Annotated in this window: 17 protein-coding genes; 9 read left to right on the top strand and 8 right to left on the bottom strand. The window is 63.6% G+C overall.

Annotated elements, in window-relative coordinates; translation table 11 throughout:
• Window positions 1-76 precede the first annotated feature (76 nt).
• The 3 genes from ACN6NG_RS15970 to ACN6NG_RS15960 all read right to left on the bottom strand — a co-directional run bounded on the left by ACN6NG_RS15970 (window position 77) and on the right by ACN6NG_RS15960 (window position 3952).
• Window positions 77-1279, bottom strand: coding sequence for an NAD(P)/FAD-dependent oxidoreductase (locus ACN6NG_RS15970; protein ID WP_474314981.1), 1203 nt, complete (start codon window positions 1277-1279; stop codon window positions 77-79).
• Between the two features lie 81 nt (window positions 1280-1360).
• Window positions 1361-1960, bottom strand: a complete 600-nt coding sequence (locus ACN6NG_RS15965; protein ID WP_049277028.1) for a helix-turn-helix domain-containing protein — start codon at window positions 1958-1960, stop codon at window positions 1361-1363.
• A gap of 39 nt (window positions 1961-1999) precedes the next feature.
• On the bottom strand, window positions 2000-3952 hold the full coding sequence (locus ACN6NG_RS15960) for an oxidoreductase (RefSeq protein WP_474314979.1): 1953 nt from the start codon (window positions 3950-3952) through the stop codon (window positions 2000-2002).
• Between the two features lie 177 nt (window positions 3953-4129).
• Between ACN6NG_RS15960 and ACN6NG_RS15955 the strand changes: the two genes are divergently transcribed.
• From ACN6NG_RS15955 to ACN6NG_RS15930, 6 genes are all read left to right on the top strand, one after another.
• Window positions 4130-5173, top strand: coding sequence for an ABC transporter substrate-binding protein (locus ACN6NG_RS15955; RefSeq protein WP_353455678.1), 1044 nt, complete (start codon window positions 4130-4132; stop codon window positions 5171-5173).
• Between the two features lie 33 nt (window positions 5174-5206).
• Window positions 5207-5962 (top strand): class II aldolase/adducin family protein, encoded by a 756-nt coding sequence (locus tag ACN6NG_RS15950; protein ID WP_063423597.1) that lies wholly within the window; start codon window positions 5207-5209, stop codon window positions 5960-5962.
• 129 nt (window positions 5963-6091) lie between these two features.
• Window positions 6092-6976 (top strand): EamA family transporter, encoded by an 885-nt coding sequence (locus ACN6NG_RS15945; protein WP_197897735.1) that lies wholly within the window; start codon window positions 6092-6094, stop codon window positions 6974-6976.
• Between the two features lie 69 nt (window positions 6977-7045).
• Window positions 7046-7366 (top strand): YbjQ family protein, encoded by a 321-nt coding sequence (locus ACN6NG_RS15940; protein ID WP_016500011.1) that lies wholly within the window; start codon window positions 7046-7048, stop codon window positions 7364-7366.
• A 138-nt stretch (window positions 7367-7504) separates the two neighbouring features.
• Entirely contained in the window at window positions 7505-7693 is a 189-nt protein-coding gene (locus ACN6NG_RS15935) for a hypothetical protein (RefSeq protein ID WP_003253897.1), read from the top strand.
• 142 nt (window positions 7694-7835) lie between these two features.
• Entirely contained in the window at window positions 7836-8147 is a 312-nt protein-coding gene (locus tag ACN6NG_RS15930; protein WP_016500009.1) for a hypothetical protein, read from the top strand.
• A gap of 46 nt (window positions 8148-8193) precedes the next feature.
• Here ACN6NG_RS15930 and ACN6NG_RS15925 read toward each other — a convergent pair whose 3' ends face one another.
• Together ACN6NG_RS15925 and ampC are read right to left on the bottom strand one after the other, a co-directional pair.
• Window positions 8194-8526 (bottom strand): hypothetical protein, encoded by a 333-nt coding sequence (locus ACN6NG_RS15925; protein ID WP_016486521.1) that lies wholly within the window; start codon window positions 8524-8526, stop codon window positions 8194-8196.
• Between the two features lie 300 nt (window positions 8527-8826).
• Window positions 8827-9969 carry a class C beta-lactamase gene (gene ampC, locus ACN6NG_RS15920; protein ID WP_063423595.1) on the bottom strand — a complete coding sequence of 381 codons (1143 nt, stop codon included), beginning with the start codon at window positions 9967-9969 and terminating at the stop codon, window positions 8827-8829.
• Window positions 9970-10088: 119 nt separating this feature from the next.
• On the opposite strand from ampC, the gene ACN6NG_RS15915 reads away from it, so the two are divergent.
• Window positions 10089-11081, top strand: coding sequence for a bile acid:sodium symporter family protein (locus ACN6NG_RS15915; protein WP_016500006.1), 993 nt, complete (start codon window positions 10089-10091; stop codon window positions 11079-11081).
• A gap of 153 nt (window positions 11082-11234) precedes the next feature.
• On the opposite strand, the gene ACN6NG_RS15910 is transcribed toward ACN6NG_RS15915, so the two are convergent.
• Window positions 11235-11828: an eCIS core domain-containing protein gene (locus tag ACN6NG_RS15910; RefSeq protein ID WP_063423594.1), complete on the bottom strand. Its 594-nt coding sequence runs from the start codon at window positions 11826-11828 to the stop codon at window positions 11235-11237.
• Window positions 11815-12378 carry a TetR/AcrR family transcriptional regulator gene (locus tag ACN6NG_RS15905; protein WP_258910068.1) on the bottom strand — a complete coding sequence of 188 codons (564 nt, stop codon included), beginning with the start codon at window positions 12376-12378 and terminating at the stop codon, window positions 11815-11817. The genes ACN6NG_RS15910 and ACN6NG_RS15905 overlap by 14 nt, the downstream gene beginning before the upstream one ends.
• Before the next feature lie 89 nt (window positions 12379-12467).
• On the opposite strand from ACN6NG_RS15905, the gene ACN6NG_RS15900 reads away from it, so the two are divergent.
• Both ACN6NG_RS15900 and ACN6NG_RS15895 read left to right on the top strand, forming a co-directional pair.
• Complete coding sequence (locus tag ACN6NG_RS15900; protein ID WP_063423592.1) at window positions 12468-13199, top strand: SDR family oxidoreductase; 732 nt, start codon at window positions 12468-12470, stop codon at window positions 13197-13199.
• Between the two features lie 29 nt (window positions 13200-13228).
• Window positions 13229-13843, top strand: a complete 615-nt coding sequence (locus ACN6NG_RS15895) for a 2-hydroxychromene-2-carboxylate isomerase (RefSeq protein ID WP_063423591.1) — start codon at window positions 13229-13231, stop codon at window positions 13841-13843.
• Here ACN6NG_RS15895 and ACN6NG_RS15890 read toward each other — a convergent pair.
• Entirely contained in the window at window positions 13816-14115 is a 300-nt protein-coding gene (locus tag ACN6NG_RS15890; RefSeq protein WP_169725124.1) for a DUF7693 family protein, read from the bottom strand. The genes ACN6NG_RS15895 and ACN6NG_RS15890 overlap by 28 nt on opposite strands.
• Window position 14116 lies beyond the last annotated feature (1 nt).

The raw sequence follows: 14116 nt of genomic DNA, 5'->3' as shown, positions 1-14116 counted from the left end.
GCTCCCACACCGTACGCATCGACTTCGAGTCATGTGCGGTACCTGTGGGAGCTGGCTTGCCGGCGATGAGGCCGTTTCAGGCGACCGGGATGGTTGGGTCGGCAGCCGCCAAAGCCGCAGTGCGATCGGCCGCTGGTGGGTAGATCCATACCGTGTTGATCTGCGCTTTCAGCGCCTTGGCCTCGGCCTTGTCCTCCGGTGGCGACACCGTGCGCTCCCACCCCTCGGTATACACCGCGCCCCAGGCGCCCAGGTCCAGGCACGTCACGTACTTGGGCTGGCTGTAGGTCATGGGTGCCACGCCAATCAGCTCGGCAGCGGCATTGTTGCCCGCATGGCGCCCCAGCGGAATCGCATGCTGGCAGGACATCACTGCGTAATTGCCTAGCTCGTCACAGGCGGCATAGGCCACATCACCGGCTGCGTATACCGCATCATTGCCCTTGACCTTCAGGTTGCCATCCACGTGCAGGCGCCCCAGGCGGTCACGCTCGCCGGTGATCTGTTCGGTGAGCGGGTTGGCCTTGAAGCCCACCGTCCACACCACGGTATTGGCGTCGATGCGCTGGCCGTTGTCCAGCAACACACCGGCTGGGTCAACCGAAGCGACCGTGGCACCGCACACCCATTCCACACCCAGCGCCGCGCAAGCCTGTTCGATGGCTGGGCGGATGCCGTCTCCCAACGCAGCACCCATCCTGGCGCCGCGGTCGATGACGACCACACGCAACGCTGCGTCCTCACCGAGGATTTCCCGTAGCCGTGCCGGCAGCTCGGTGGCCGTCTCGATACCTGTAAAACCGCCACCGGCCACCACCACGGTATTGCGCGCCGGCGTGTCGGGCAGGCTGGCCAGCGACTTGAGATGGGTTTCCAGCCGCGCAGCGCTGTCGATCTTGTCGACGTCGAAAACGTGCTCGATACCGACCATGTCAGGCCGGTTGAGCACACTGCCGCAGGCCATGATAAGGCGGTCGTAGGGCAGGGCGCACTGGGTGCCGCTGCGGGTACGGTAGCTGACCCGGCGGGCCGCTTCATCAATTTGGAATGCCGTGCCTTGCACGAAGCGAACGTTGACGGCATCAAGCAGGTCCTGCAGCGGCGCGGCCATGGTGTGAACGTTGGGCTCGTAGAAGCGCGGGCGCACATGCAGTTCGGCCTGGGGGGCGAGCAAGGTGACCTCGACCTCCTTGCTACCGTTGAGGTCAAGCTGGCGGATGGCGCTGAGTGCGCTCCACAGGCCGGCAAAGCCCGCGCCAATGATCAGGATCTGCTTCATGGTTGTGCTCCTTTTCAAGTTCGGTGGACAAGGTAGACCGTATTGCAGGTCAACGGTGTTACGAACGCCTGCAGGAGTGCTTCAGAATGTTGGCGGCGTGATCACCCAGATCACCACGGCATCCACCTCGCCGGGGTTGCCGTAGCGATGGGGCTCCTGGCTGGAGAAGCTGAAACTGTCGCCTTCACCCAGCTGGAAGTGCCGTTCGCCCACCCAAAGCTCGAAGCTGCCACTCAGGATGTAGCCGGCTTCTTCACCCTCATGGCTGTAGCTTTGCTGGCTGTAGGTGCCGGGGGGGAAGCGGGAGTGCAGGATCTCCAGCTGGCGGTTGGGCTGGGGGGTGAGCAGTTGATCGACGATGCCATCTTCATAGTGCACGCTCAGGCGGCTGTTGCGCCGCACCACATAGCCCTGGTCCTCTGGTGCAGTGGTGGCTTCGCTGGCGAAGAACCACTGGATGGTCACACCCAGGCTGCGGGCGATGTTGAACAGCGCCGGGATCGACGGGTAGGAAAGGTTGCGCTCCAGTTGGCTGATGTAGCCGGCGGTCAGTTCACTGTGCGCGGCCAGCTCCGCCAGGGTCATGCCGCGGCGCTTGCGCAGGCCGCGGATGCGTGTGCCCAGGAACTGCGGCGCGGCGCCCCCGGCTTCGCTGGCGGGGGGCTGGGGGAGTTGGCTCATGCACGTCGGTCCATCGCAAAAGCCGCAGTATGTACAGCCTCAGAGCGACCAGGCAACCGTCAAGCCGTCGTGAATCGCTTCTTCCGCGGTACGTGGTGCCAGGCAGTCGCCAACGCGCCGCACTTCTACCAGGCCGGCCAGCTCGCTGGCCAGGCTGTCTTCCGGCTGATGGCCCATGCACAGCACCAGGGTGTCGATGCCCTCGAAGATCATCGGTTCGCCGCTGGCGGTGTGCTGCAAGTACACCGTGTTGTCGTCGCTGCCATACAAGCGCGCGTAAGGGGTGATGGGGATGCCCAGGCGATGCAGCTCGCCGGCCAGCTGATCACGCACGTACAGCGGCAGGTTTTCACCGCAGTGGGTACCGTTGACTGCCAACTGCACCTGGTGCCCCTCGCGCACCAGGCGTTCGGCGATGCCAGGGCCGATCCAGTCGCAGCGCCAGTCGATCACCAGCACCGAACGCCCCAGCTTCACTTCGTTGCGCAGTACTTGCCAGGCGTCCACCACCTGCAGCTCGCCGCTGCGCTCGAACGCCGGCCAATAGGGGGTAGCGCCGGTAGCGGCAATGACCAGGTCGGGGCGTTCGCGCTCGACCAGGGCGCGGTCGACCCGGGTGTTGCGCACGACTTCCACACCGGCCAGGGCCATTTCCCGTTGCAGGTTGGTGTTGGCGCCGCCGAACTCGCTGCGCCGCGGTAGCAATTGGGCCAGCAGCACCTGGCCACCGAGCTGCGGGCCGGCTTCGTACAGCGTTACCTGGTGCCCACGGGCGGCGGCCACGGCGGCGGCCTTCATGCCGGCCGGGCCGCCACCGGCGACGAGGATACGTTTGGGCGTGGTGGTGGGCGTCAGCTGCCCGTACTGCAATTCGCGGCCGGTTTCTGGCCGCTGGATGCAGGAGATGGCCAAGCCGCGATGAAAGTGGCCGATGCAGGCCTGGTTGCAGGCAATGCAGGCGCGTACATCTTCGACCTGGCCGCGTTCGGTCTTGCTCGGCATCAGCGGGTCGCAGATCAGTGCACGGGTCATGCCGCAGACATCCGCCTGGCCGCGGGCCAGGATCAGTTCGGCTTCCTGGGGCTGGTTGATGCGCCCGGTAACGAACAACGGAATGTCCAGTTGCTGCTTGAAGGTTCCCGCTTCTCGGGCCAGGTAAGCCGCCTCGATGGCCATAGGCGGGACGATGTGCACGGCGCCGCCCAGGGACGCCGAAGTGCCAGCGACGATGTGCAGGTAGTCGAGCTGGCCCTGCAGGGCAACCGCAGCGGCCAGCGACTCATCCTCGCTCAACCCTTGGCTGTCGCGCTCGTCGGCGCTGATGCGCAGGCCGATGATGAACTGCTCGTCGGTGGCGGCGCGAACGCCGGCCAGCACTTCACGCAGGAACCTCAGGCGCTGTTCCAGGCTGCCGTTGTAGCCGTCGCTGCGCAGGTTCACCCGCGGGTTAAGGAACTGCGAGGGCAGGTAGCCATGGCTGGCCACTACTTCGACGCCATCCAGCCCGGCCTGGTGCAGGCGGCGGGCCGCACTGGCGTAGCCCTGGACAATGTCGTCGATCATCGGCTGGTCCAGTGCGCGGGGCATCACCCGGAAGCGTTCGTTGGGTACTGAAGACGCGGAGTAGGCAACCGCCAGCAGGCCGTCCGCCGATTCCATGATCTCCCGGCCGGGGTGAAACAGTTGCGACAGCACCACGGTGCCGTGTGCATGGCAGGCCTCGGCGAGCTGTCGGTAGCCGTCGATGCAGGCATCGTCGGTGGCCATGAGCACGTGCGAGGTGTAGCGGGCGCTGTCATGCACACCCGCAACCTGCAACACGATCAAGCCTACGCCACCGGCTGCGCGGTCGCGCTGGTAGGCGATCAGTTTGTCGTTGACCAGGTTGTCGGTGGGCAGGCAGGTGTCGTGGCCGGTGGACATGATGCGGTTCTTCAAGCGTTTGCCGCGAATTTGCAAAGCTTCGAACAAGTGAGGGAAGGCGGTTTGCATGCAGGCGGCTCCGGTGCGGTGTTGTTCTTGTTTTGTTTATGAAAGTGTAGCGCCAGTAAAAAATCAACTTGTTTTTTTACTGGCGCGCGACTAGGTTTTGATCACCCTCACCGCGAGGGTGTGACCTCACAACAACAAGAAAACGGGCCCTTGGGGCACCGGCAGGAGGAAGCTACGATGCAGGTAATACCCCGTGTTCCTGGCCTTTGCGCAACGTTGTTTGCCCTTGGCCTGGGCAGCGCGCAAGCCGCGCCGCAGATGGTTGTGGTGGGCTATGGCGGCGCCGGCCAGAAGGCCCAGGACGAGGCCATCTTCAAGCCCTTCAGTGCCCAGGATGGCAGCAAGCTGATCCAGAGCGAATACAACGGCGAGATGGCGCGGATCCAGGTGATGGCCGACACCGGCAACGTCGATTGGGACGTGGTGCAGATCGAGGGGCCGGACTTGATGCGCGGCTGTGAAGAGGGGGTCTACGAGCACCTTGACTGGCAGCGCCTGGGCCATGGCGCCGAGTTGATCCCCGACGCAGCTCAGGACTGCGGTTCGGCTGCGCTGGTGTGGAGCGTGGCCATCGCCTACGACCGCAACAAGCTGGCTGAGGCACCGGCCTCGTGGGCCGACTTCTGGGACGTGAACAAGTACCCGGGCAAGCGCGGCTTGCGCAAGCGTGCGGTGTACAACCTGGAGTTCGCGCTGCTGGCCGATGGGGTGAAGGTGGAGGACGTCTACAAGGTGCTGTCGACGCCGGCCGGGGTTGAGCGTGCGTTCGCCAAGCTCAGCGAACTCAAGCCCTATATCCAGTGGTGGGACGCCGGCGCCCAGCCTGCGCAGTGGCTGGCTGCAGGTGATGTGGTAATGACTTCGACCTACAGCGGGCGCATCGCCGTGGCGGCGCAACAAGGTAGCCCGCTGGCCGTGGTATGGCCTGGGAGCCTGTATGGCATGGACTACTGGGCCATCATCAAAGGCTCGCGGCATGTCGACCAGGCCAAGCGATTGATTGCCTATGCCAACCAGCCTGATACCCAGGTGCGCTATGTGCAGCAGATTCCCTATGGGCCGACCAACACCCAGGCAGCTGCCAGGCTGGACCCGGCCTTGGCCAGCTGGGTACCCACTGCGCCGCAGAACCTGCAAGGGGCGCTGGCGATGAATGTGGAATTCTGGGTCGACCATGGTGAAGAGCTGGAACAGCGCTTCAATGCTTGGGCGAGCAAGTAGTTTCAGGCAGCTTCATCTACAGAGATAACGACCATGAACGCCACCGAGCAGCGCCTGCGCCAGGAACTCGCCGCCTGTTATCGGCTGATCGCGCATTTTCGCATGAGCGACCTGATCTTCACCCACATATCCCTGCGCCTGCCAGGGCCGGAGCATCACTTCCTGATCAACCCGTACGGCCTGCTGTTCGACGAAATCACGGCCTCCAGCCTGGTGAAGATCGACCTGCAGGGGAGGCCGGTCGAACCTTCGCCGCACCCGGTCAACCCGGCTGGCTTCGTCATTCACAGCGCCATTCATGCCGCCCGCGAGGACGCCCACTGCGTGCTGCACACCCACACCCGTGCAGGCTGCGCGGTGGCTGCGCTGGAGTGCGGGCTGCTGCCGGTCAACCAGATGTCCATGGAGTTTTACGGCCGAGTGGCTTACCACGCCTATGAAGGTATCGCGCTGGATATGGACGAGCAGCAGCGGTTGGTGGCCGACCTGGGCGACAAGCCGGTGATGATCCTGCGCAACCATGGCCTCCTGGCCACCGGGGGTAGCGTGGCCGAAGCATTTCTGCGCATGTACTACCTGGAGAAGGCCTGTGAGATCCAGTTGGCGGCGCAGAGTGCCGGGCAAGTGATACTGCCGCCGGCTGAAGTGTGCGCGCATACCGAGCGGCAGTTCAACGCGCCGGGGAGGGGGTTGAAGCAGGGTGAGCTGACCGACCCGGATGCGCTACAGCTGGCGTGGGCGGCATTGTTGCGGATGCTGGAGCGGGTAGCGCCTGGTTATCAGGATTGAGCTCCGTCCAGGCGGCCAGGAACAGTCACTGTTGCGCAACCCTTGGTCGCAACTGTAATGGTCCCATTTGAGGGAATCGTCTTATGCTGTAACGAAATATGTATATAAAGCCTGAGGAAGGACGCTGCAATGCCGCTTAAGGACCTGCTCATCGCCCTGGTGGTGATCGTCGCCTGGGGAGTCAACTTTGTGGTCATCAAGGTAGGCCTCGATGGCTTGCCGCCGATGTTGCTGGGGGCGCTGCGCTTCTTGTTGGTGGCGTTTCCGGCAATCTTGCTGGTCAGGCGGCCGAAACTGCCCTGGCGCTGGTTGATCGCCTACGGCGCGACGATTTCGCTGGGTCAGTTTGCCTTCCTGTTCCAGGCCATGTACAGCGGCATGCCGCCTGGGCTGGCTTCGTTGATCCTGCAGTCTCAGGCATTCTTTACCCTGGGTTTTGCCGCGCTGTTTCTCGGTGAACGGCTGCGCCTGGCCAGTGTACTGGGGCTGCTGGTAGCGGCCAGCGGCCTGGCGTTGATTGGCAGCGAAGATGGCGGCCATGTGCCCCTGCTGGCACTGGTACTGACCTTGTGCGCTGGTGCCATGTGGGGCATGGGCAACATCATCACCCGGCGTTTTGGCTCGGTTGACCTGGTGGCATTGGTGATCTGGGGCGGGCTGATACCGCCACTGCCGTTCCTGGCGTTGTCCTGGTGGCTGGAAGGGCCCGAGCGGATCGGCCATGCGCTGGCCAACATCAGCTGGAGCTCGGTGCTGGCCCTGGTGTACCTGGCCTTTGTCGCCACCATGCTCGGCTACAGCCTGTGGAGCAAGCTGCTGTCGCGCCACCCGGCCGGCAAGGTGGCACCGTTCTCGCTGCTGGTACCCGTGATTGGCTTGAGTTCATCGGCGCTGTTGCTGGGCGAACGCCTGACCGCCATCCAGGGCTGGGGCGCCTTGCTGGTGATGGCGGGGTTGCTGGTGAACGTGTTCGGCGCGCGTATCGGGCAAAGGTTGCGGGCAGTCAGCGCGTAAACCGCGCAAATAGGCTGCTCGGCGCTCTGTTAGAATCGGCCTCTTTATCCAGGCCTACGGAGCGCTTTCATGATCATTTCCACCACCAGCCAGCTCGAAGGGCGCCCGATTGCCGAATACCTGGGCGTGGTCAGCTCCGAATCGGTGCAGGGCATCAATTTCGTACGCGATTTCTTTGCGCGTTTTCGCGACTTTTTTGGCGGCCGCTCGCAAACCTTGGAAAGCGCCCTGCGTGAAGCACGCGAGCAGGCCACCGAAGAACTCAAGGCGCGGGCACTGCAGTTGCGCGCCGACGCGGTAGTGGGTGTGGATTTCGAGATCAGCATGCCGTCGGTGCAGGGTGGCATGGTGGTGGTATTTGCCACCGGCACCGCGGTGCGCCTGAAGTAGAGCAGTCTGCCACTGGTCGGCTGCAAGGCTCTTGTCCGGGCGGTCCGCAAATGACCAGCTAGTCTCTTTTTCACAGGCCGCGTTTTCTGGGCGACTCTTCTGGTTGCCGGCGCGACTGCCACTGGAGGGAGACAGGGCATGAGCGAATCCTTTTTCGAAGACCTGAACGATGCGTTCCCGATCAACAGCCAAGTGCGTTGCGGCCAGGCGGCCTTCCGCCTGGGGTTCGCCCACATGACGCTGGATGATTCCGAACAGCTCCAGCCTGCACATCTGCAGCGCAGTAAAAAAGGCCGCTTCATGCCGCGGGTTCCGCTGAAGAAGTGATCCCGCCCCAGTACATAACCCCGCCCGATGGCGGGGTTTTTATTGCGCTTTATTGATCCGCCTCATGGCATTGCCGGGTTGCGCTCGCCGGCTGGGTGAGGTTGTGGTTTTCTGTCGGGGCATTCCAGCAACGGAGGATTGAATGCTCATGCGCGTCAGGGAACAGACTTATTGGCAGTGGGCCGACGCCCAGTTGCACAGCCGCAGCCACGACGAAGTCCTCAGTGACGGCACCACGCTGGATGTGCAGGTGCGCTTGTCACGTCTGGGGGCGACTCAGCTGTTTTTGGGGTTGTATGCCGGGGATGGGCGGGCATTGCTGGAGGAGTACTACCCTGCGCGGCCAGGGGAGACCATGACCCGCGCCCTGGTATGGGGTGTGGACCGTGCCCGCGCGATGGCTACCGGGGCCTTGCCATTGCCGCAAAGCCGCCGCCAGCGGCGCCAGGCATGAAAAAGCCCGGCCTATGCGGGCCGGGCTTGGTTAAGGGTGAGAACCCTCAGTTAAGCGGTTCGATCACCTTGACTGCCTGCCGCTCACGGGCGGCGGGCCATTCTTGTTGCAGGGTCTGCAGGACGCGGCCAACGAACTCGGTGTCGGCGGCGGCCTTCTTGCCGACGTAGCCTTGGCCACGGCGGTAGACCTTGAAGCGGGCACGCATGCTGGGCAGGTGCTCTTCAAATTCATCTTCGATCGTGTTCGGTGGCAGGCGGTCGAGCCGCACCTCACCGGTTTGGCTGACCCACAGCAAGTGATCGTCAAGGCTGTCCTTGCGTACGGCGAACAGCTGCGCCAGTTGATCGATAGTCGGATTGTTGTTCAAGTTCATCATAAAGCCCCCATTACCCATTCGTAGGTGATTTTCACAGTTGGCGCTAACACGGTGTAGCGCACTACCAACGCTGCTACAGCAGCATCGCAACAGGGGCTTTCTCACGCTGCCTTTTGGACAGTTCCCTCTCCACGGACGGCCTGCGTTACCGCGCAAGCCGTCTGGAACACCCTTGCCACCGCTCCCGATCAGGGAGACGGCTTCATCATGCACAAGGGCGATGAGCGGCGTCAATGGTTTTGTAGTGAATTTTTTTACCCACTACATTTCTGTCGTTTTGTTCGACAATCGCTGCTCGCACTACAGCCCGGACAGTATCTTGAAGGCTGCACGAACTCGCTCTTCGTTCGGGTAATTTCGATTCGCCAGCAACACGACTGCCAGCTTTTCACTGGGCACAAAAGCGGCGTATGCACCGAAACCGTTGGTTGCACCGGTCTTGTTGTACCAGGCCGCTGGCAGCGGCGGCAGGGCCGGTTGCAAGCGCGTGGTTGCATGCGGTTCACGGATCATCCGCGCGCTGTTGCCGTCTACCAGGGTACCCAGCGTGACCGGGTAGGGATAACGTTCCCAGCCCAGGCCCTGGGTCATGCTGCCGACCTGGAAGTAGCCCTGCTGGGTAATGGCGGTTGCTTTTGCAAGTGCCGGTGGCAGGCCCTGCGGCTGCATGTGCAGCCGCACGTACTGCAGCAGGTCGCTGGCGCTGGTCTTGATGCCGTAGGCCTCGTCGGCGTACGAGCCGGGGCCGACGCGCACCGGTTTGTCGGCGGCGTCGTAACCTTGGGCATAAAGCCCCTGAGCACTGGCCGGGACGTGCAGGTAGGTGTTTTTCAGGCCCATTTTAGCCAGCAGGCCCTCGGTCATCAGTGTAGAAAACGGTTGATGCTGCGCGCGGGCGGCCAGGTCACCGAACAGGCCAAGGCTGGGGTTCGAATAGCAGCGCTGGGTGCCGGGTTTGGCACGGGGTTGCCAGTGGCGGAAGAAATCGACGACTTGCTGCGGTGTCTGCACCGCATCGGGGAACTGCAAGGGCAGGCAGTCGGCACTGTAAGCGCCCAGTTCCAGCACCGTCGCATCACCGATGGGCGCCCCCGCCAGTGCCGGATGGTAGCGCTTGGCCGGGGCCTCAAGGTCCAGCTTGCCCTCGGCGCTGGCCAGCGCGGCCAAGGTGGCGGTGTAGGTCTTGCTCAGCGACCCGATCTCGAACAGCGTGTCTCGGCTGACGGGCACATTGTCGGCCTTGCTGGCCACGCCATAGCTGAAATAGTGCGCATGGTCGCGGGCGTAGATCGCCACGGCCATCCCGCTGATACCTTGTTCCTGCATCAACGGGCGGATGATCTGGTCGACCTTGGCTTGCAACTGGTCGTCGGCCTGGGCGCCGGTGTGGCCCAGAACCAGTGCGATGACAGCCGCTAGCGCGGCCGGGCGGGAGAGGGGCATGAGCGGGTCCTTGTGCGGAACGTGTCCGTTGAGCGATACCGATGGGGGTTCCGGCGTTAGCGCCGAAAAGCCGTAGACCTTATCGTCTGCCTTTGCACAATGACAAGACGGACACTGTGATGAAGTATTTGCGGATGTTATTCGACAATTTCACCCTGGCTTTGCTCGGGGTCGTTCTGATCGCCACCGTGCTGCCTTGCTCGGGCGATGGTGCGGTGTATTTCGGCTGGCTGACTAACCTGGCCATCGGCCTGTTGTTCTTCCTGCATGGCGCCAAGCTGTCGCGTGAGGCGATCATTGCCGGCGCCGGGCACTGGCGCCTGCACCTGCTGGTGTTCTCTTGCACGTTCGTGATGTTCCCGCTGCTTGGCCTGGCGTTCAAGCCGCTGTTCGTGCCGCTGGTGGGTAACGAGTTGTACTTGGGCGTGCTCTACCTGTGCGCCTTGCCGGCCACGGTGCAGTCGGCCATCGCCTTCACCTCGCTGGCCCGCGGTAATGTGCCTGCAGCCATTTGCAGCGCGGCGGCATCCAGCCTGCTGGGCATCTTCCTGACCCCCTTGCTGGTGATGATGTTGCTGGGTGCCAGTGGTGACACCGGTTCTGGCCTGGATGCCGTGCTGAAGATCACCCTGCAACTGCTGGTACCGTTCGTTGCCGGGCAGATTGCGCGGCGCTGGATCGGCGCCTGGGTCAAGCGCAATGCGCGCTGGCTCAAGGTGGTGGACCAGGGTTCGATCCTGCTGGTGGTGTATACCGCCTTCAGCGAAGCCGTGGTCACGGGCTTGTGGCACACGGTATCGCCGCAGCACCTGGCCGGGTTGTTCGTCGTGTGCGGGATCCTGCTGGCGGTGGTGCTGTTTGGCACCCGCGTGCTTGGCAAGGCATTGGGCTTCGACCTTGAGGACCGCATCACCATTTTGTTTGCCGGCTCCAAGAAGAGCCTGGCTACGGGCGTGCCCATGGCCCAGGTGTTGTTCGTGGGCAGCGGTATTGGCGCGATGATCCTGCCGCTGATGCTGTTCCACCAGATCCAGCTGATGGTCTGCGCGGTGCTGGCGCAGCGTTATGCCAGCCGTGAGCAGGACGCTGAAGAGGCTTCGGCGGCGTCCTGAGCGCATGCGCGGTCCCCTGTAGGAGTGGCCTTGTGTCGCGATGGGCTGCAAGGCAGCCCCGGCGATATCCGCAGCGATACTGAAATAGGGGCTGCTTTGCAGCCCATCGCGACACAAGGCCGCTCACACACAGAGATCGCGTAGTAGCTGATATCAGCGGGCCTGCCCCGAAGCGCGTTCGCGCAGCGCCTTGCCGACTTCGGCCTCGATCTGGTAGGCCGGCCCCTCCAGGTCGTCATAATTGCGCGTATAGCGCCGGGCAAATTCCTCCACGCCCAGCTCCTGATACTGCTGCACATGCTTGAGCTCGTGCGCCCACAGGGCCACGTTGTCCTCGGCATCGCCGGCCCGGCGGAAGATGATCGTGTCGATCAGCGTCACGGCGTTTACGTCGGGGTTCTGCAGCAGCGCGTTGGCTGCGCTCATCTGCTGTTCGTCACCCACCCGGAAGCGCACCGCATCGAGCACGGCAAAGTCGTACCATGTTTCTAGCTGCGCACGGATATGCAGCGGGATCGGTTCGACGCCGCTGGCGGTGGCCTCATCCCTGGCCTGGCGCAAGGCGAACGTCAGGCTGGACGTGGCCATGACCTCCACGTCCTTGAGAATCTGGCCGGCCTGCCCAGGGTCTATCGGCGCACAAAAACAGCCCATCAGGCACACCTGGTATTGCCCTGGTGGGCACGCTTGTTCGGCAAGCGCGGGCAGCGCCAGGGTCAGGCCCAGCAGCAGGCTAATCCACTTCATGCAAGGCCTTTTCGACAAACTGGCGGCTTGCGTCCAGCACCTGCGACTGCACGCGCTCAGTGGCCAGCATGCGCCCGACCATCAATGCACCTACGCACTGGCTGATCAGCACCCAGGCCAGTTGATCATCCTCCAGTGTTGCGCTCCAGGCCTGGTGCAGTTCGACCAGCCAGTGCTCGGCCTCTTCGCGCACCGGCGCTGCGGCCCGGGCGATTTCCACACCCAGCGGCGGCAGCGGGCAGCCGCTTTCGGCGTTGTGCAGGTGGGCTAGGCTCAGGTACTGCTGCAGGCAGCGGCCCAGGCGCTCGCGGCTGGCGCCCTGAGTGGCCAGGCGGGCCAGTGGGCTGTTGTGCAGCTCCTGGCGTACCACCTCGGTAAACAGGTCGTCCTTGGAAGGGAAGTGGTTGTAAAAGGCGCCGCCGGTCAGGCCGATTGCCTTCATCAGCCCGGCGACGCCAGTGCTGGAAAAGCCCCCACGCTTTGCCAGCGCGCCACTGCTGTTCAGCAACCGTTCGCGGGTCTGCTGCTTGTGTTCGTTGGAATAACGCATTCACTTGCCTCTGCAGGCGGGCTTGACGATGACCGGGATCATAACATAGCGTTCGTTTACTAAACGATCATTCACCAATGGGGGCGGGCATGTCAGAACAACAAAAAGTAGTGCTGGTGATCGGTGCGGGCGACGCTACCGGTGGCGAGATTGCCAAGCGCTTCGCCCGGGAGGGCTACATTGCCTGCGTGACGCGGCGGCAGGCAGAAAAGCTGCAACCGCTGCTGGAGGAAATCCGCGCCGCTGGCGGCCAGGCCCATGGTTTTGGCTCCGATGCGCGCAAGGAGGAGGAGGTTGCAGCGCTGGTCGAGACTATCGAGCGCGATATCGGCCCGATTGAGGCGTTTGTTTTCAATATCGGCGCCAATGTGCCCTGCAGCATCCTTGAGGAAACCCCGCGCAAGTACTTCAAGATCTGGGAAATGGCCTGCTTCGCCGGCTTTCTTACCGCTCAGGCGGTTGCCCGGCGCATGGTCCAGCGTGAGCGCGGCACCATCCTGTTCACCGGCGCCACCGCTGGCACCCGGGGTGCAGCAGGTTTCGCGGCTTTCGCCGGGGCCAAGCACGGCTTACGCGCCCTGGCCCAGAGCATGGCGCGAGAGTTGGGGCCACGGAATATCCATGTCGCGCATGTGGTGGTGGACGGGGCCATCGACACCGCCTTCATCCGCGACAGCTTCCCCGAGCGCTATGCCCTCAAGGACCAGGACGGCATCCTCGCCCCGGCGCACATTGCCGACAGCTACTGGTTCCTGCACGCCCAGCCCCGAGACGCCTGGACGTTCGAACTGGACCTGCGCCCCTGGATGGAACGCTGGTAAGCCCCTCTCACCACGCAAGGACCGTAACCATGCACAAGACTGTCGATTTCTATTTTGACCTGGGCAGCCCGGCCAGCTACCTGGCCTGGACCCAGCTGCCAGGCCTGTGTGCCCGCCAGGCTGCCACGCTGCAGATGCGGCCCATGCTGCTGGGCGGGGTGTTCCAGGCTACCGGCAATGCTTCGCCGGCCATGATCCCGGCCAAGGGGCGCTACATGTTCACCGACCTGGCACGCTTTGCCGCGCGCTATGGGGTACCGTTCGGGCTGCCGCCGGGGTTTCCGGTCAATACCTTGGCCTTGATGCGCGGGGTGATGGGCACCCAGTTGCGCTCGCCAGACCGGTTGGAGGCGTTGCTGACGGTGCTTTTCAATGGGCTGTGGGTGCAGCGCCGCAACCTGAGCGATAGGGCCGTTCTGGACGAAACACTGAGCCAGGCAGGGTTCGATCCGCAGGCGTTTCAGGCGCTGGCGGCTGACCCTGAAGTGAAAGCAGCGCTCAAGCAGGCCACCGAGGTGGCCGTCGAACGCGGCGTGTTTGGCGCGCCGACCTGCTTTGTCGGTGAGGCAATGTTCTTTGGGCAGGATCGCCTGGACTTTGTCGAGGAGGCGTTAAGTCAGGGGGCCAGCAGCTTCTCGAGCTGAGTGCGTTCCCACAGGCTGAGCAGGTCGACCGGGTTGGTGCCGTAGCGCTGCCACGCCTCGATCCCGGCTTGCTGGCCGTCTGGGCAGCGGCAACTGATGCACTGCGCCAGGCCTTCGGCATCGAGGGCCAGCGTCAATTGCCAACCCTGGATGTCGACATCGACCAAACCGCCTTCGCGGCGTGCACTCACCTCAAGGTGATGCACGCCCAGGGCCGCGTTGCGCAGGCTCTGGTAGATGGCTCGGGCGTTGGGCGTACCGCTGCGCGTCAAG

The sequence above is a fragment of the Pseudomonas sp. TSO6 genome, assembly GCF_056098905.1.
This window is presented reverse-complemented; position numbering and strand designations above follow the sequence as displayed.